The sequence below is a fragment of the Dyadobacter sp. SG02 genome, assembly GCF_900109045.1.
Lineage (GTDB): Bacteria > Bacteroidota > Bacteroidia > Cytophagales > Spirosomataceae > Dyadobacter.
Genome location: NZ_FNYL01000018.1, coordinates 102,403 through 121,437 on the forward strand (window position 1 = coordinate 102,403; position 19,035 = coordinate 121,437).

14 protein-coding genes are annotated in these 19,035 nt (G+C 44.8%); 6 read left to right on the forward strand and 8 right to left on the reverse strand.

The features are described 5' to 3' along the window. Positions 1 to 5 precede the first annotated feature (5 nt). Complete coding sequence (locus tag BMW93_RS31470) at positions 6 to 341, reverse strand: hypothetical protein (RefSeq protein WP_218147757.1); 336 nt, start codon at positions 339 to 341, stop codon at positions 6 to 8. 295 nt (positions 342 to 636) lie between these two features. Here BMW93_RS31470 and BMW93_RS31475 point away from each other — a divergent pair, with 295 nt between their 5' ends. After that, positions 637 to 1,293 carry a hypothetical protein gene (locus BMW93_RS31475; RefSeq protein ID WP_090386108.1) on the forward strand — a complete coding sequence of 219 codons (657 nt, stop codon included), beginning with the start codon at positions 637 to 639 and terminating at the stop codon, positions 1,291 to 1,293. A 316-nt stretch (positions 1,294 to 1,609) separates the two neighbouring features. Here BMW93_RS31475 and BMW93_RS31480 read toward each other — a convergent pair whose 3' ends face one another. Further along, positions 1,610 to 2,251, reverse strand: coding sequence for a hypothetical protein (locus tag BMW93_RS31480; protein WP_143061755.1), 642 nt, complete (start codon positions 2,249 to 2,251; stop codon positions 1,610 to 1,612). 31 nt (positions 2,252 to 2,282) lie between these two features. Further along, on the reverse strand, positions 2,283 to 3,779 hold the full coding sequence (locus BMW93_RS31485; RefSeq protein WP_090386116.1) for a sensor histidine kinase: 1,497 nt from the start codon (positions 3,777 to 3,779) through the stop codon (positions 2,283 to 2,285). A 3,780-nt stretch (positions 3,780 to 7,559) separates the two neighbouring features. Between BMW93_RS31485 and BMW93_RS31495 the strand changes: the two genes are divergently transcribed. From BMW93_RS31495 to BMW93_RS31505, 3 genes are all read left to right on the forward strand, one after another. Next, on the forward strand, positions 7,560 to 8,459 hold the full coding sequence (locus BMW93_RS31495) for an AraC family transcriptional regulator (RefSeq protein ID WP_090386122.1): 900 nt from the start codon (positions 7,560 to 7,562) through the stop codon (positions 8,457 to 8,459). 103 nt (positions 8,460 to 8,562) lie between these two features. Next, positions 8,563 to 9,315, forward strand: a complete 753-nt coding sequence (locus BMW93_RS31500) for an SDR family NAD(P)-dependent oxidoreductase (RefSeq protein ID WP_090386125.1) — start codon at positions 8,563 to 8,565, stop codon at positions 9,313 to 9,315. A 228-nt stretch (positions 9,316 to 9,543) separates the two neighbouring features. After that, positions 9,544 to 10,113, forward strand: coding sequence for a hypothetical protein (locus tag BMW93_RS31505; protein WP_143061756.1), 570 nt, complete (start codon positions 9,544 to 9,546; stop codon positions 10,111 to 10,113). Between the two features lie 44 nt (positions 10,114 to 10,157). Here the strand turns inward: BMW93_RS31505 and BMW93_RS31510 are convergent, their stop codons facing one another. From BMW93_RS31510 to BMW93_RS36365, 5 genes are all read right to left on the reverse strand, one after another. After that, complete coding sequence (locus tag BMW93_RS31510; protein ID WP_090386131.1) at positions 10,158 to 10,931, reverse strand: SDR family NAD(P)-dependent oxidoreductase; 774 nt, start codon at positions 10,929 to 10,931, stop codon at positions 10,158 to 10,160. A gap of 261 nt (positions 10,932 to 11,192) precedes the next feature. Further along, entirely contained in the window at positions 11,193 to 11,678 is a 486-nt protein-coding gene (locus tag BMW93_RS31515; protein ID WP_090386134.1) for a nucleoside deaminase, read from the reverse strand. Between the two features lie 49 nt (positions 11,679 to 11,727). Then, positions 11,728 to 14,094: a TonB-dependent receptor domain-containing protein gene (locus BMW93_RS31520; protein WP_143061757.1), complete on the reverse strand. Its 2,367-nt coding sequence runs from the start codon at positions 14,092 to 14,094 to the stop codon at positions 11,728 to 11,730. Between the two features lie 150 nt (positions 14,095 to 14,244). Next, the gene (locus BMW93_RS35615; protein WP_177194254.1) at positions 14,245 to 14,643 is read right to left on the reverse strand and encodes a LytTR family DNA-binding domain-containing protein; all 399 of its coding nucleotides are present in this window, start codon (positions 14,641 to 14,643) and stop codon (positions 14,245 to 14,247) included. A gap of 721 nt (positions 14,644 to 15,364) precedes the next feature. Continuing rightward, positions 15,365 to 15,760 carry a helix-turn-helix transcriptional regulator gene (locus BMW93_RS36365; RefSeq protein WP_090386141.1) on the reverse strand — a complete coding sequence of 132 codons (396 nt, stop codon included), beginning with the start codon at positions 15,758 to 15,760 and terminating at the stop codon, positions 15,365 to 15,367. 286 nt (positions 15,761 to 16,046) lie between these two features. Between BMW93_RS36365 and BMW93_RS31535 the strand changes: the two genes are divergently transcribed. Continuing rightward, complete coding sequence (locus BMW93_RS31535) at positions 16,047 to 17,045, forward strand: aldose epimerase family protein (protein ID WP_090386146.1); 999 nt, start codon at positions 16,047 to 16,049, stop codon at positions 17,043 to 17,045. 22 nt (positions 17,046 to 17,067) lie between these two features. Then, positions 17,068 to 19,035 (forward strand): glycoside hydrolase family 97 protein, encoded by a 1,968-nt coding sequence (locus tag BMW93_RS31540; protein ID WP_090386148.1) that lies wholly within the window; start codon positions 17,068 to 17,070, stop codon positions 19,033 to 19,035.

Sequence of the window (19,035 nt, forward strand, 5' to 3'; positions counted from 1 at the left end):
GGCACTTATATTGGCAGGAACTCTGGCATGTTTTGCCCATCATGGTCAAACCTAAGCCCACTCAGGAATATTATGCCGTTGATCACCTTTTCCACTTTACCGTCTTCCATCGCGCCCCGGTCCGGATGGGTGAAAGCCAGAGCGCGCACTCGTTTTGCTAAATCGACGTCAAATTCACAATTGGCCACTATTTCTTCAAAGAGCCGTGCTTTCAAAAAGTCAGTGTCTAACAGCATTTTGGCATCGCACTGGGCCGCCGGGTACCGGTCAGAAATCATAAATGACATTTCACCTGACTCTCCATTTGCTGTTGACATCGCCAGCGGCGTCCAAAGTCGCATGCTATGGTAAAGGTGTGTCCAGGAAGTAAACCCTTCCGGTAGCTGATTTTGGTAAACGTTTGGCTCCATTTGTCAAGAATATAATCCCAAAATATAGTAGCCAATGGGAAGAAATACAATTTACGCCAAGGCACCCGGCAGAAGCTGAATGGCCGGAAACCAGTGAGCAACAGTATTAAGAAAAGGCCGGGGCAGGGAGTTGAATAACCCACCATGGTTGAACAAAGCATATCCTACCCACGGGGCCAGCCCAAAAATAATATTTACCGGCGTAAATTGTATCTAGCCCGTAAAAATGGCACCTTTAACCGCTGAAATTTTCGCTATGGCTTTTCGACGAGAGTATAAATTTGAAGTGATCAGTGCTGCGAATCCTGTTCAAAGGTTTGCGGTGGATCGCCGATTCACATCTGCTGACGATCGGGATCTGCACATAGCGTCAGCCGGAGAAACATACATTGCCAACGGTGGCCGGATCGCGTATGTAGACAATGAAGCTTCGCTTGCCGGCAGAGTTTACCGGCATTACCTGCACCAGGCGAGTGAGATAGATTCCGGAGCAGATTATCAGAGCGTCGTTGATGGCAATTTCCCCTCGAAGGATGCGACAGATCAAATCAATGTTAAGCTCAATGCGAACCAGTATCTTACCAGGCCTGGTATCGACAAGTTTCTTCAAACTGCATTCGATGATGCCCATACTTCAAGCCAGGTAGGCATGCAGAGAAAGCAACTTTTTAATTCAATCCTTTCAGCGCAAGGTTTGATGACGGCTCCTGACCTTAACCCCATTGCCCTTCGGATCGAGATTAACGAAAAGGAGGTAATTGTCCATGAATTGACTTTTGAGGACAATTCGAAATTGTATGTCACAAATCCTGAAAATAACCCTGATCAGGCCCATCCATTTCAAGTGTCCTTAACAATTTGGGATGGGAGCAGGTACCTGTGAGAATCAGAGGGTAATTTCTGCAACATCGTTGCGTCTATCAAATAACCATCAAATAAGAAATGTGCCCATACGCCACCTGTTAGGCATTTTGCTTGTGCTAAAGTGCTCTACAATCAAATAACCATCAAATAAGAATTGACCTATTTTCTGTACGAGTGTTGTGTTTTTGATTGTCGAATGTGAGCAAGCTGTCACATAACCATCACATAAGAAGTGATGTCTTTGGCGCTGGAATCTGAGATCACCATCCTTTCAGCTTTCGGTGAGTAACATTTTTATATTTGAAAATGCTCGCGAACCGACGGGTAGCAATGGGTTAGCGACCTTTTGATGACTGAATGATTTTGCCGTCAGTTATATCTTGTATCCGGTTCGATGATAGTTTGCTGGCAACGAAATCATTTTTTGAAATGAAGGGAATTTGAACATCGGAGACTTGAACTAGCTCGCGGTTTGCAAATGCGCTTTGAAATTCAAGCTCGGGCAAATTTAAATGGATATCCACTGCCATAGGCTTGGTGCCGAACTTTACGCTGCCGTCGCCTGGATTATCTTGCAGGATCGCGTCCATCATAAGACTTGGACCGAGGCCAATCAGCGCTGATGAAAGCAAGGACATATTCTCTTGCGAAGGATTTACCCAGATGTCAAGGTCATCACTGAAACGTGGCATGCCGAAATAGGCCATAGCGTACCCGCCTATCGTCAGATACTGAACTTCATGCAGGTTAAGTAATTTGTAAAAGCGCTCGAACAATGGATAGATTACCTGCTTAGCATCAATCACTTCTGTCTTAATCTCATTTGGGGAGCCAGGCAGGGATTGTGCTGTAAGGAAAGTTACAGCATGCAGCCGGTCAGAGGGCGATTTTTTCAACCAGTAGATAATGTCTTCCGCGGTATCATCGTGCTCATGCATATTGACCAAGCGCCCTACCATTTCTATTTTTCTGCCCATTTTACAATCCTTATGAAAAAGCCGGTGAGTATCAAACACCATTAGTGAGTTCCAGGCTTGCTTCGTAGACGGTCCCGTTTGTCTGGACCGATAGGCGATGCCTTCCTGGATAAATCAAATTTATGCGTTTTTTAAGATTAGTCAGTCCAATACCTGCTTGATTACCGGATAACTGATCAAAAGAGTTCGAGCATGTAAAAACCAGCTTTTCCAGCTGAACCGTCAGTGATATGTGCAAGAACGCCTGCCCATCTGCCGGTTCGATCCCATGTTTGAATGCGTTTTCGATCAAAACGATTAAAAGAAGGGGAGCAATGAGAAAATTATTGTCTTCGATATCGGTCTGGAACCGAATGTCATGACCCGGTTTGAGCCGTATCGACTGCAAATGAAGATAATTTTCCAAGTAGGAAACTTCATCACCGATCGGTACAAATGCTTCTTTGCCTTTATAGATAACGTACCGCATAAGATCTGAAAGCTGCAAAATGCTTTCTGGCGTCTTTTCGGAACGCGTCAGGCTCAATGCGTACAGGTTATTGAGTGTATTAAAGAAAAAATGCGGGTTAAGCTGCTGTTTTAGCAGATCCAGTTCAGCTACGGATTTCTCGTGTTGCAAAGCCGTGATAAGGGAGTTCTGCCGTGCCCATTGTATGGCCAGAAGCACCGGAAGGCTCACCATCAGGATCAGCATCGCACCGAATGCATTTTCAGCGACAAACGGATTGGCCGAGAACACGCCGCCCAGCACTTTGCTAAATGGCAAACTGACGAGCAGTTGCCCCAGGACCGGATAGGTTATGCCAATTAGCGCGCCTGAGCAAAGCACATATTGCAGAATGCCCCCGTCTTTCAAAATGCGAGCAACCAACCACCGGCTATTGACATAAAAGAAAAAATACCCTGCCAGGTACATCAATAGCAGTTGGAGGGAATAGCTGATAAATATGGGAAAGCGCGCGGCAATTTTCAGCAGATGTATCTCAAAACCGATAAGCAACTGACTCTTGGAATGGTATAGTGGATTATCCAGGCTGGAAACGGCCATTGCGCCCAGCAACAGCGCGAGCCCGGTGATGCTGATTAGCACGGCCTTTTCAAGGCTCAGCTTACGCACCCATTTTTTGAGACGCAATCTTCCGAAATATTGGTTTTCAATCACCAATATGCATTCTAGCATCGATACGCAAATGCCGCCTATAAATAACACAGTCCACAAAAAATGCGGGGGGCTCATCTGAATGCCGGACAAGAGCAATAGTAGGGGCAAGTAACCGAGGTAGCAGGCAAGCCATGCCCGCCGGTTTCGCTTTTCGAAACGTCCTTGACCGCTATGCTCCCGCAGCCAGGTAATGGCAAGGACTGGTGAGAAGAACCCTATTAGTGCCGCGAGTGACTGAAAATATTCATCCCACGGATCGTGCTGATCAATCGTAAAACCGATTGAAATCCAACAGAATAACCCCACATAAAGCCAGGTATCTTTTTGTCGGGCCAGCGTCTTAATGAAATTCCCTATGACAGCCATGCTGCAAAGGAACTAGCCGGCGCGCTTGCCGTCAAAAAATAGTGACGAACGTCGCGATTTTGGTGATATAGGTAAGGTTAAGATTGGGAATTGCAACTCTTGGATAGATTAAAGACAAGTAGGGAATGGGTCAAAAACGAGTAAATTTAGGATTCAATTCCTAACTTTACATATTCTATTTAACATAATGTAATTTATACAACAAGTAAAGTTTTGTCTTATTCATCTAATTTTGATCATAAATGGATAATTGAATTGTACTTATTGAGGTTAGACAGATTACGAATGCTCTCGTATGTTACAATCCTGTCACCGCACTGGGAAAGGGTTGGTACCTATTTCTCATCCATTGTGACCGTTCGATAAAATAATGATAATCGATATGTAAGCTGAGAGATACATCGGCTTCTTTGATTAGTCAACAATATTATCGATATGATTATGAGGATATTATGTTTGCTTCAAACTGCTTCAATGTTGGCTGTACTTTTCCTCGCAAGGCCTTTTTCACAACATTCCGGATCCTGATCCGTTTGCCAACTGTCAGCGCGTCGATGGGACCGACCGCGCTTTGCCCAGCGAATTTGAAATCATAAAATTAGAATTCTTGCGTAACAAAACTAATAATGTAATCAGGACTTTCTTACCGGGCGACAGTACGATCGGATTACCGATCAATGCTGCGCTTCGCGCTGAATGGGAATCCATGCATGCTGTCTACGTAAAGCGAATTGCGCCGGCCTCATTCCAACCTGTGGGCGGATATGACATCGTACCTTACCAACTGTCCCCCCCTTACTTCCAGGATTTCCTTACCCACCGGCCTACGACGATCTTATTGGAGGTCCGTTCGGATTGAATTCCCCGCCGGCGACGGCAAACGACCCACTCGATATGAGCATGGCCGTAGATGAGACATGCAGTTATGAATCTTCGATTCAGTTGCTATTCGATGTCGAATCTTACGAAGGTCAGTATTTTGGGTAGCTAATGATCGGAATCATTAAAAACACGACTGCTTAAAAGTTACTGCAAGAACCTTATATTTACGATAGACTTAAAGATATCCACGAAACAAAGATTGGAATAAGGTTAGCCTTCGACTGTGAGCCTGGCGCAATTGCTATTGATGTCGGCTTCCGGAAGTTTATTTTTCAATTAACGGATCTTACCTAAAACGTTATGATAATATTAACTCTACTAAAAGGGTCTTCGCTGTCGGCTTTGTTGCTTACGGCAATGGCCTGATGGCTCTCTTTTAACATAACCACAAGTTATATATTGTTTGCGCCGTGATATATGAAAATGAAGAGAGTCGGAATCTCTTCCAACCCTTTCCATTCTTGGTTATATTACACCCAACCATCCACCTCCTTTCCAAGCTCCTGCAAAAAGCGTCCTAACTGTACCCAGAAAAGAGGATCCTTCAACCTGGTCCAGAAGTTCACAGGGAATTTTAAGCCGCCCATGTCGGATGGTCGATCAGTTGCAGTTGAGCGGGATTCGGAGTCCTGATTTCCGACCTGAGGATTGGGATTCGCTTCCGGTCGTCGACGGCTGGTATATTTGCTTCGCTTGCGTCTTACCTTTCTGGCGGTCCTTGATTTTTGGCTACTCGCCTGGGTCACATGTCCTTGCTCAGAATCACTCCCTTGGCGTTGTCGTACTTGAGTTGAGTTTAAACTATCGTCTCGCATGCCCGAGTCTTACTTTTTAGGTGAGAAGACTCCTGACAAAAATGAGGTGGATACTATTCAATGGGAACGATACCTACGCTGCACTTTTGCAGGTAAAAGCATCATTCCCAACGCACGGGCATCGAAAGTGAAGGTACTTGTCTAACGTAGGGTATTCATAAAACTAGCTTGGTCCCGTGGAACTCCAAACTAAATGAGCTTCCAGTGGGCATCGGGCGAGCCCACTGACAAAAGAACATGAGAAATACTTTAGTTGTTCCAGCGAATGAAAAAAAACTGCTCCCCGCCTATTTTCCGGAGTTACTCCGGATAAGAACCTTGGCCGGGAATAGCCCAGTTAAATTTCGTGGTTCTTTTGATTGGATTGATGCAGCGTCAACCCAGCAATTTCAGGCGCAACCGCCGTTGCACGTAGTGTTATCTAATCAATAGTTTCTACATAGTTGAATTATATAGCAGCTTATTGTAGAAGTAAATTGTTAATTACTATTACAAAATTCTATAACGTGTACAATATATCGTTAGCCCATGTAGGAATTTAATGCAACTTGTCATTTGGGATATCTCATCTGACCCCAACCACGCCAAATCAATGGACAATCAGAAATTCAATTTTCCATCTGAAAACTTCAAAATTGGTAATTTGTGTAATTATACAAAGAAAGAATTTTGATAATCCCAGAATTTCAATTGTGTCAATAATATTCAGTTGTAACCTGACGGGAATATTTGTAGTTTTGACTTATAAGCCAATCGGGTCTGGGGAACCTCTGACTACTCTTACGGTTGGGTACGTTACCAGACTTCATTTCTGGCGGAAAATTCAAAAATATCTAAAAATAATAAAAGGTTGCGAGACGTTCCCACAACCTTCTTTTTAAGTGTCATTAAGATATTTAAATTTTTGAGCTGGTATTTTCACTAACCTCCGGGGTCTCGATACCCTGGGGGTTTTTTATTGTACTTAATTATATATGTAGATTAGTTTTCAATGCGAGATAATGTTGATCATAACTACGGTGACGCTGTGCTGCATCACGTCTCCGAGCTATTTGAGTCAGGAATGTACTTGCAACAATGAACCCTGCTTGTCTGTTATAGACTTTAAAAGCAGCTGAGGTTACGGGTAATGTTAGGTTCATTATGAGATTGCAAATTGCCTTTTTTCTACAAATAATTGTATTATTTTAGCAACGTTATCTGTGTTTTTCAATCGAGCCACGAAGGTAGAAAAAAATATTTTTATATCCTATACTGTCGGTGTATTATACTTCTAACTAAATCCATGAGCATTAAGATTTGAGGTTCGGATTGTGTCTATATTCAAACTTAGATAAAGAAAATATATAAAGCAAGCCATAAAATAAGTTGAAAAATTTTGTTTTTATCTAATAATTGTGCAAATTCAGATATATATTATATTTTTATTAGAATATATATGAATAATCCTTGAAATGCTTGTTAATATAACTAAAATTCTTGACCTTCGAGGTTTTTTTTAAAAGCCTGCACCTCAAAAAAGTTGAATATTTTTTACACTTTTTATTTCAAGGATACTCATAATGTGTCATTTCCTACTTTTTGACAAGTCTAAAAATATATTAAGGCGGTATAATTTAGCTTGTTACGGAATAGATTAAGAATATGAAAGTGACACTACTCCATAGAGATTTACCCATATTTCTGCGATTTTTGCGTGGATGAATAAGTAGCTAAGCTTAACCTGCTTGCTAAATGATGCGTCAAACTGCGCGAGTGCTTTCAAAGTCGTACGCCATGGCGTTTGGTTCATAATTCAGATTTCGCGTCATGCTGAATATTTTAATGACCGTATCTAATCAACGAGGTACAAATTGGTTCAAGCTGGTCACCGTAGTTACGAAGTAGTATATTACCGACTAACCCAGGGGAAAAGATTGTCCGAAGAGGCAAATTACAGAAGTCAACTTCAAGTGTGATAACCCCGTGTACCATCTTGGGCAGCATCGCTTCAATCAACAATAGCACCGACAAGCTGGGGGAACTTCTGTTGTTTCCTATTCCGTTCATTGTTGATATAAGTTGCGTGTCATAATAATTTTAAATGGGCAAAAATCCCAACCCGGTGATCAGTGAGTATCATTTGAATATTAACCAGCCTGCTGCAATGCAGATTGGCATTTATGATTTGCGGTCATACCTGACAAGATACATTACCGTTGCATCACGCCCCCACATCCACAGCTATTACCAGATTATCTGGTTCAAATCCGGTTTTGGCAAACATTTCGTCGATTTTCAAGAGTATGATGTTATCGAAGATGCCATGTTTTTCATTGGCAAGGGGCAAGTGCATTATTTTGATGATAACACGGACTATGATGGTGTTCTGATCCATTTTAACGAGCTTTTTGTTTCTAAGGCTGATAGTGAGCTTAATTTCTTCCTTAAATGCGATTTGTTCAACAACCCTTTTCAGCTCCCATCCTGTTGTGTGGCCGGAGAAAATAACGATCGGCTGGAACTGGTCCTTGATTTGATGAGAACCGAAATATCAGAGGTGAATTCTTTTGGTCGCGATGATATGTTGCAGGCATTCCTGAAAACTTTCCTGATCCAGGTCCAACGTAAAAAAAATGCTTATGAACAGACTCAGGGAAAGACGCCCTTTATTGTAAATGGTAAGCGGGCGCAGCTGGTGCGGTTTGTAAATCTGATCGATGAAAATTTTACCAAAGGGCTAAATGTGTCAGATTATGCCTCACAGCTGAATATATCGGCCAGGACCTTATCAGACCTGACAAATCAAACTCTGAACAAAACACCCTCCCAAATGATCCAGGAGCGGGTTACCTTGGAGGCCCAGCGCCTGCTTGTTCATTCCAGCCAGCAGATTAGTCAGATTGGTTACCGGCTGGGCTTTGAAGACCCATCGTATTTTGTTAAATTTTTCAAAAAGCATTCCGGAGTGTCACCCTCCGAATTCCGGCGCTCGGTTTCCTAAAAGTACCAGCACTTTTCAAATTCATCCATTTCTTCCGGCGGTGGTTCATGCGAGCTTTGCACTGTTGATTTTTGATTATTAAAACAGTTCAATATAGCTTATTATGAAACCACAAGCATTGATTATCGGTGGGACTACCGGCATTGGAAAGGCCACTGCCACCCTGCTGACGCAAAGAGGGATTGAAGTCATCGTCGTAGGAAGGGCGGGGCGAAACCAGTCGGATATTTCGGACCTTACCGGCACAGGCAATGTCCGGAAAGTTGAACTGGACCTTCACGATTTTGGCCAAGTGGATGTGTTTACGCAAAGCCTTTCCAAACTTGTCCCCAATTTGCGGTACCTGGTTAACGCCGCGGGTTATTTCAGCCCCAAAAGCTTCCTGGACCATACCACGGACGAGTACGATGCCTATCATCATTTTAACAAAGCTTTTTTCTTCATCACCCAGACTGCCGCCAGGATTATGACAGGCAATGGCGGGGGCTCAATAGTGAATGTGGGATCCATGTGGGGACATCAGGCCATTAAAGCGACACCTTCGTCTGCGTATTCGATGGCAAAGGCTGGCTTGCATAGCCTGACGCAACACCTGGCAATGGAGCTGGCAGAAAGCAACATTAGGGTTAACGCCGTGGCTCCCGCCGTTGTTCTAACGCCAATTTATGGTGCCTTTATCGAGCCGAATAAAATTGAGGAAACCTTACAAGGATTCAACGAATTTCATCCGATAGGAAGAATTGGCAAACCAGAGGATGTGGCCAATACGATAGATTTTCTCTTGTCAGAACAGGCAAGCTGGGTGACAGGGGCAATTTGGGATGTAGACGGTGGGGTAATGGCAGGCAGAAATTAAAAATAGGCAGTGATGGTCGGTCATTCTATCAACTGATTACAAAGGTCCGGTTTGTTAAAACCGGATCTTCCTTCTTAATCCTTCTTAATGTAATTGTTAGCTATATAGAGGGTTACGAAATAGTAGCCAAAAAGTGTCATTCGGTTACTATTTATCCATTCAGAAACAGCGTTTATCCCTTCAAAAGGAGTTTTCATCAGTTTTCGCTTAACTTCCGTAAACTTGTATATGAATTTTACAACATTCACCAATGTAAAATTCTATTCTATGCTACTTTCTTTTATTGACTTTCATCCGATTTGCAAGAATGTCAGCAAGCTGATATTGATCACACTACCGATCGCGATCATCTCCTCAATTGCACACGCACAGGTTGCAAGCGATACAACGGATCGCCAGCAAGTTGGCGCTGATTCAATAAGTAACCCGGCGGCAAAATGGTACGCAAAGGAAACCATCTATTTGGTAGGAGGAAATATGTACGTCAAAGATGGCAAGCCTCTCAAGGGCAAAAATGCATTGTTAAAAGAGTTCTCTATCTCTCCGGCTGGAATGAAGCTGTATGTGCGGTCCCGACGAATACGTAATATATCGATGACGCTTTCTATTGCCGGGGCACTCGGAACTATTCTCTCAACGACCTCGAAGAATCGTGATAATCTAAAAGGACTAATGTGGACATCAATAGGTGTCGGTGTTGTATCATCTTGGGGAACCGCCTGGGCGAACAGTATGCGTGACCAAGCCCTTTGGACCAGAAATTATGACGCTATGTTGAAAATGGATAACGGAAAATAAGGAAATTGAGATTATTTCCAGTCCGGTGTTTCTGTCCGTGTCGCCTATGACAAATTTAGATAGGAATCAACACCTGCCCGGGCCGCACGGGCCTCAAATATTTCAGAAACAGGTTGGCCTGAAAGCTGTGGTATGAGGTTTTCGGAAGATTCAAAACCGATCTCGGACTTATTTGTACCGATTAGTTCGGGAAAGACTTTGTCGCAAAAATTATCAAGCGATGCACCATGATTGCTATCTGGACCAGCGAGCGAGGTTTGGATAGCTGGTGGTATTAACTCTACTACACGGCATGAAGTACCCGCAAGTGCATGGCGTAAGGTAATGGTGTAGCTATGTAGTGCAGCCTTACACGCGCTATAAACAGGCGCAAAAGCTTGTGGGATGTATGCTCCTATGGAAGTCACATTGACTATCAGGGCCGGCTGGGCATTATTTAACAGTAACGGGATTAATAAATGATTGAGGTGAATTGGACCAGCAAGCAATATGTCAATTTCATTTTGGCGCTCTGTCCATTGGGCATTATCCCTGGCGAGTGGGATTCGACGCTGAATTCCGGCATTGTTAATAATAATGTTCAAACGGCTCATTGATTGCCGAATATGGTTGGCCAAGACTTCTCTTTGTAAGGGGTCACTAATATCATTGATAAGGGTCTTCAAACCTGGTAATGCCTGTGAGGCCTTGACCAGTTTATCTTCGTTGCGCCCGGTGACCAATACCGTACTTCCAGCTTGTAAAAAGCGGCTGGCCAGTCCAAATCCGATACCGTCGCTGCCGCCGGTGATTAATACATTAGCTTGTTTGAGATCCATGGTGTTTTCTATTTGTTAAACTTGTTTGGTTTCCAGGCAAAGTTAGGAACTGTCTGCCGTTTGAAATGGTCACCGTTTAAGTATCTAAGAAGCATGTATTTAATTTGAGACAATTGGGCCCCGCGCTCAATCTGGGTTCTAAACTGCCTGGGCGTTAGGCCTATTTTTGGTTACGGCCATACCGGGATACTCACCATGCCGCCACCGGATCTACTTCAGCAGGCGGCAGCAGATATCTGTACCTTATTTAAGCTATATCCATTAGCTTCCTGACCAGTGCTGGGTAATTTCTTTGTCTGTATCCTGCCATGCACGCAGTACATCAAATGCTTCATCAAGTGGCTGGTATTTCACCGGGATAGCTTGTTGGTCGCGCTCTTTGAAAAGCTCCTGCAGGATAAAGGAATCATCAAAGCCTACTGCTGCTGCCTGCATTCCAGGAATTGCATAATAAACTTCTTTTACATTGGCCCAGTAGATCGCACTCATGCACATTGGGCAGGGCTCGACGGTGGTGTACAATACACAATCCTCAAGACTCAACCGTTGTAATGTCTTGCAGGCCCTGCCTATCACGACAATTTCTGCATGTGCGGTCGGGTTTTGCTGCGTTAAGACCTCGTTATGGCCTTCGGCCACTATCAGGCCGTTTCTGGCGATCACGCAACCGACTGGTAAACCTTTGCCCGAAGTTTGGGCCAATACGGAGAGTTTCATGGCCCTTTTCATATACGTCTTGTGCTTCATAATTTTTTCTCAGGCGGTAATTTAACTATGTTCGGGTATTATGTACGGGTTAAAAGCCTTTTCTCTGCCTAATACCTGTTTCTTCATTGCTGCCATTGACCTGCTTGCGCTTTCCCCCTTTGCTAAATGTATAGGACACTTTAAGGAATACGGGGAGCATCGTCAGGTTGATCGTTTTCTTTATATCGCTTGTGAGAGTCTCTGACCGGATCTTCTCACCTTGATAGGTAAATATCTTTCCAAATGGTAAAGCGAACGTAATGCCTGTCCTGACCGCACTAGAAAAGGTCTTTTGAAGTGAGATGAAATACAAAGCATTAGCGAAGGCCATTTTCTGCATTTCCGTGGTTGGGCTGTTGTAGGTGAATTGGGCAGCGACTGCCAAACCATACGGCAAGGATGCGCTGGCAGACATTGCCAGTTCATAAGCCATTTTTTGCCGGTCTCCCAGGCCCTGGCTTATGGCAAAATTGTTTACTTGGGTGAATGCCCGGAACAGTTTCATGTAGCTTTGCAGCTGGATTGCTTTACCAACAGAAAATGTACCTGTGAACTGGCTGCCAATCTGTTGTATTGTGCCCAGGTTGAAAAGTTGAGTAATGAATTCTCCACTTTCAGTCAGGCGCGTCAGATCATTGATCGCCCCTTCCCTATTATTATAAAATGCCCTAAGGCTGATAAAGTTTTTGCCATATGAACGGCTGTATTCTATTCCCAGGTTAGTGACCTTTGCTGGCCTGAGGCCAGGATTGCCGCTTCGGTAAGTGTTGGGATCTTCCAACATTTGAAATGGATTGAGCTGATATAACCCCGGATACTCTAGCACTTTTTGGTAATTGGCTTTCAGGCTTACACCTTCCCGTAGTTGGTATTGGAAGGCCACATTAGGAAGAAAGGCAACAAATCTGAGGGCTTTGCTTCCGATTATACCAAACACTGCCTGTTCCAGCCTTAACGAAACTTCGGAAACGACTTTTTGTTTGGAAAATCTGACGCTCCCGTGCAACGCCTGGTTAGTTCCGCCATATCGAAAATTGCTTTGATTTTGGTCGGCAAAGCGGTTAGATTTCAGTTGAAAGCCAGTGGCCAACCTGAGGGATTTCGAAATGGGCAGGGCGTAATCTGTCCTGAGGTTGAAAGTGTTCTGTACAGGCCTGACTAAATTGGCCTGTATTGAACCAGTAACCAGGTCTGTAAAAACACTCTGATTTTTTGCCCGCAGGTGATAGTAGCTCCCATCAACGGTAAGCTCACCCCTCTTGCGCTTTCCCAGGGCACTTTTATAAAATAGCGAATAGAAGCTCCCCAGGTTCCTGTCAGTATCTTCTTTGAGGTAGTCCCATTTGGTGGTCGAGCGTCCTTGGTAAAGCGCCCGTATATTGCCATCCAATTCCTGTGAGTAGGGATTAAAATTTCCATACAGGGTAATCGAGTTCTGCTCATTGAATGTGTAGTCCAGGCCATAACTGAATCGATGCGACCAGTTCTTTTGCCTTTCGTTCCTGCTCGATGAAATGCTCGTTTTTTGGTCTGATATTGAACCTTCCCTTCGGCTTTGTTCAACAATATCGAAGTAGCCCAACGAGCCGCTATACGAGGCGAAAGCGTCTACCTTGCCCCTACCATAGCTAAGTCTGGCCGAGGGAAAGGTATAAATCTGTTTTTTAATGGTCGGGGTTTCCATATTTATGTTCCCTGACAGTCCGGCCCTGCGGTCACTTTTTAGGACTACGTTGATCACCCTGGATGCACCTGCATCGTAGCGGGCGGGGGGATTGGCCATTATTTCGATTTTATCGATATCTGACGCCGGAAGTTGATTTAAATATTTCCCGTCACGCTCCATGCCGTTTACCAGAATAATCACCTTGGTGCTTCCTTCTAAACTAATATTTTGAGCCAGGTCGATACTGATACCCGGTAGTTGTTTGAGAAGGTCCACCCCACTGGCTGCAAGCTGTTGCATCCTGGCGCCAATCTGAAAAGTGGTTTTGGATACATCGGATTTTGCCTTTTCGCGCTCGCCGCGGACTGTCACCTGTTTTAAGCTTAATTGCGAATCCAGCAGCTGTATTGTATCCAAATCAAGTGCCTGTTGATTTGCAAGTTCAATTTCCACAGCTTTCCCGGTGTAGCTCAATGATGTGAACCGCAGCATGTACCTTCCCTTTACAATGCCGGCCAGCCCGAAACTTCCATCATCGCCGCTTTGGGTGCCACTTAACAGCATAGAGTCTTTTATACTATACAAGCTTACATTGACAAATCGAGCGGGACCCCCACGGCCGCTTTCCATTAAAACCCCCTTCACAGAGCCTTTAGTATCTTGCTGAGCGATTGCGCCATGCACTGAAAGCAGCAAGGGTATGGTAGAAATGGCTGCTTGGAACACTCTTAGAAAAAAACACTTTTGCACCTTTTATCAGGAATTGATTGATAATCGGGCACAAAGTGAAGCAACCCCGGTTTGTAAGACAACCTTGTGGGATACTTGACGAAAATATGACGTCAATGCATGACTATGCAGCCATTTTTGGGACGAATAGTAGCAATTTGGGACGAATGACTAGCGCATGGCAGAATACAACCGATCGAATTTTTCCGCGTTGCTTCGGGAGACCGGGATTTGCTCAGCAACCCCATCGAGCTGCAACCGGTAGCCGGATGAATTTCCGCTCCGCTTGTTGATTTTGTTGATATTGACAATGAACGCACGGTGGGTCCGGACGATGAACGGCAGGCCGTCGAGCATCTGCTCTACTTCACTGATAGAATTGCGTATGGTTTCTTTTCGGGTGAGTCCGTTTTGGGACAAATGAAAAACAATGTAATTTCCTTCCGATTCTATATAGATCAAATCGGACAGATGAAGTGTAAATGCTTCGCCTTTAAGACGGGATTTGATCTGGATAATTTCCTTGTTGGGATCCTGGATGAGGGTGGCAGGTAGATTTGTGGTATCCAAGTACCTCAGATTGATCAACGTCAAGATCCCATACAAGATCGCGCACGTCAGGAATACAATCTTGCAGGAGTCGATAAATGTAGCAAGGTTCAACCGGTTAGACGGACCCTGTACCAAGAAGCCAAACGCGAAGATAAAAATGCCCAGCCCTGTCAGGATCAGTAGAATCGCAGCAAGCTCCTTTCGGATGCTCCATTGCTCCTGAATCGAAAAAAACTTAATTTTTCTCAGAGCTAAAACTAAAAAAATATGTAACGGTACCATCGCCAATGCATAAAGCGACATTGTGGCCTCGAAGCTCATTTGACCGCTCCCGGTCAGATTAAATGGCTTGTAAATAATCAAAAAAAGCAGACTGTAAAAGGCCAGCAAGACCGAGCCAATCACCGGTTTTTGGATCAGGTAGTTTTGTGGATATTTTTTATTTATCCAATCGGCATATTTTATTGTCATTTCCCGAAAACAGCTTCAAGTGTAACCAGCTGCAAAGATATTGACTGCGGGCTACCATCAAATCAGGTTTTTTAACGTAAAATTGAAAATGAAGTGAACCAGTTGAGTCGGTAATTTGACTTCCTGATTTCGTGGCAGATTAACCAGCAGCGGATTATCGCTCAAAGTGAGTTAAATAAGGTTCAATCAAAATTTTAAACTGGCCCATTAGGTCCGTTTAGATATACCCTTAATTTCCCAATTGTTGTGGTTAATGACCTTGCAATCTTCATTCTAAGAGGGAGGTATTTAATATTTGGGTGGTAGTCCCTCGCTTAATCTGGGTCCTAAACTGCTTTGGCGTCAGACCCACCACTCGCTTATACCATTTTGTAAACTGGGAGGGCTCAAAGTCCAGAAGGAACGCAATGTCTTGAATTGGATTGCTCAGATTGGCCACAAGCTTACGGGCAACCCTGGCAATCTCTAACTGTAAGATGCCACAAGCCGATATTCCCGTATGATTTTTGATTGTATTACTTAAATGGATAGGGTGAATACACAACTGCTCGGCAAAGTCATCTATATCCCACATGCGTTCAATCTTCCTATCAAGCAAATCATTTAAATGTTGCCTGACGAGTTGACGATACAGATGACTTATCTCCGCTGGTCTGTTGAGCATAGGTATTTTCTGGCTGCTAATCAGTCTTCGAATCAGGAAAAACCGACTTTCAGTTTCGTCGGGTAACGGATTTTCTATCTGATTTGTTCAGGTATCTTCTTTGTGAAATGAAAGAAAGTTTGGCAGACATAATCAATCGTTGGGCAATCCATTAAGACTACAATCTTCATAAATCCACATTTTTATCCATTTATTTGTACTAATCGTCCATTTATTGCAATCGGGTCACCAGGTAGTTTTGAACATTTAACAGCTGCCCATTTTCATTTGGCTTTCTGCCTTATTCATGAACCTAATTGCTTGCACTCCCTGGGGAGGTATTGAGAGCCGACCGGTATATTTGTTCCGCCTGACCAACAGTAGCGGGGCATTTGTAGAACTTACTAATTTTGGCGCGGCCCTTGTGTCGGCACACGTGCCCGACCGCTACGGCCGTTTGGGCAATGTGGTACTGGGTTACGAAAATCTGCAAGGCTACCTGACAGACCCCAATTATATGGGGGTTACGATCGGCAGGTTTGCCAACCGTATCGGCTGCGCAGCATTTGAGCTGGATGGAAGACGTTACCTTCTTGAGGCTAACGACGGAGCTAACACCAACCACGGAGGTCCCCAAGGTTTTCATCGACAAGTATTCAACCATGAAATCGGTGAGAATTACATCGCCTTCCATTACACTAGCCCGGATGGAGAGGGCGGTTTTCCCGGCACGCTAGAACTTAGGGTCCGCTATGAATGGACCGAAGACAACGCATTGATCATCGGCTACCAGGCGACCACCGACTTACCAACAATTGCCAATTTCACAAACCATGCCTACTTTAATTTGTCAGCAGAAAAAAGCGTAATTGACGGCCATAAGCTTCAAATTTTTGCCCAAAACATTGTTGAAGCCGGCGCCGATCATGTTCCGACCGGCCTTATCAAACCAGCAGGCGCCTTTGCTTTTGGCGGAAATGACATTGGTCAAAAAATTAGGCAAGAAAACGGCAAGAAGACGGGGATAAATATTTGCTATATTTTGGATAAACAGGCAGATAATCTATCCGAGGCCTGCAAGCTTTCCGACCCTAAATCGGGCCGTTCGCTTATAATGCGTACTACCTATCCAGCCATCATTGCCTATACCGGTGAGTACATTGCCGGCCAAATACACCAGCCTTTTGAAGGCCTCTGTCTGGAATGCCAGTATTTTCCTGACAGTCCCAATCATCCGGTATTTCCCAGCGCGACACTACGCCCGGGTGAGTTATATGACCATTTGATCGAACTTTATTTTAGCTAAACCTTATCAGAAGCCCAATCTCATGCGAATCAGAATCACACTCGCTGCCCTGCTGTTGATGGCCACGCAGGCCTGGTCACAGACCGCATTGAAAAAGCTAACCATCGGATCCCCAGGCAAGAAACTGAAAATCGATATCAACGTACAGGATAGCGTGACTTACGCAGTGACGCTGAATGGTAAACCGGTGCTGATGCCTTCGGCAATTTCAATGGACTTTGGGCATGTGATTGCCGGGAGAAATGCCATCGTAAGCAACCAGCAGAAAAACAATGTCCGGGAGCAAATTACGCCGCCATACGGCCAGTTTACTACGTTGCGAAATGATTATAATGAATTGAAAATCAATTTTAAACAAGGTTATTCAATCATTTTCAGAGCTTATGATGAGGGCGTCGCCTACCGTTTTTCGACCCAGTTCAGTCAGCGTGTAAAGGTGATTTCCGAGCAGGCCACGTTTAGGCTGGCGGGAAACCCTGAGGTTGTTTTTCCGGAATCGGATGTGTACACCTCCTGGGAGGTGCCGTATGTGAAGTATAAAAACGTATCGAGTATTGCCGAAGGCAAGAAAGCTATTTCGCCGGCATTATTCAGCCAGCCGGATGGTGCCAAAATTGTGGTTGCAGAGTCAGACCTACTGGATTATCCGGGAATGTACCTTCAAAAAAGCGCGGGGACGATCCGGGGAAACTGGGCTGCTTACCCAGCCAAAACCGAGTTGGGAAGCTGGGGGAATTTTGTGTCCGTGGTAAAGGAAAGAAAGGGGTACTTGGCAGAAACCGAAGGTACACGAGACTATCCGTGGCGCGTAGCGATCGTAACAGAACGGGAAAAAGACTTGCTGGCGAATCAATTGATTTACAAGCTGGCTACACCGGCGGCCATTCAGGATATGTCCTGGATCAAACCTGGGAAAGCGTCCTGGGAATGGTGGCACGACGCGATGCTACCCGGCTCAGAGACGCCTTCGGGCATGAAAAACCGCAGTACAGCACTGTATAAGCGTTACATTGATTTCGCAGCAGACAGCCGTCTGGAATATCTGATGATTGACGCGGGCTGGTCTGACGTATATGACCTCAGGAAGGTCAAACCAGAAACGGACGTATTCGAGCTGGCACGGTATGCGAAAGCCAAAAATGTGAATATTTTCCTGTGGTGCGTGGCTACAACCTTACTCAGCGACCTTGAAGGCAACCTTGACTTCATCCATTCCACTGGCGCAGTGGGTATTAAGGTTGATTTTTTCGACCGTGACGATCAGCTTGCCATTCAATGGTTTGAAAAGATCGCCAAAGCCGCCGCCGAGCGACATTTGATGGTCGATTTCCACGGCTGTCCCAAGCCGACCGGACTGGAAAGAAAATATCCCAACATTGTAAACTACGAAGCTGTGCGCGGCGCGGAATGTTCCAAGTGGGACCTGACGGCAAATCCCGATCAACATTTGCTCACAACCTTCATCCGCATGCTCGCAGGTCCGCTCGACTACACGCCTGGTTCAATGCGTAACGCAACCAAGGCAACTTTCAAACCTGTCGATCCGGGGTTGCCGTCTACGCAGGGCACACGCTGCCACGAGCTTGCGATGTTTGTGATCTTCAACCAGCCACTGGCGATGCTCTGTGACTCGCCGATGGAATACATAAAGTATCCGGATATCATGCAGTTTCTTTCTGCTGTTCCAACGACATTCGAGCAAACCATTGCGCTCGATGGAAAAGTCGGTGAATATGCATTGATGGCTAAAAAGAAAGACGGAGCCTGGTATATCGGCGCGATGAACAACTGGGAATCCCGTTCCGTTGAGCTGGACTTTTCATTTCTGCCTGATGGCAAGTCATATGATATGACCCTGTATATTGATGCCGACGACTCGGGAACAGAAGCCTCACACTATGCCGTCAAAACCATGAAAGTGTCCCGCAAAACACATCTGAAACTATATCTTGCCAAAGGCGGTGGAGCCGTAGCGATGCTGCGCCGTTGA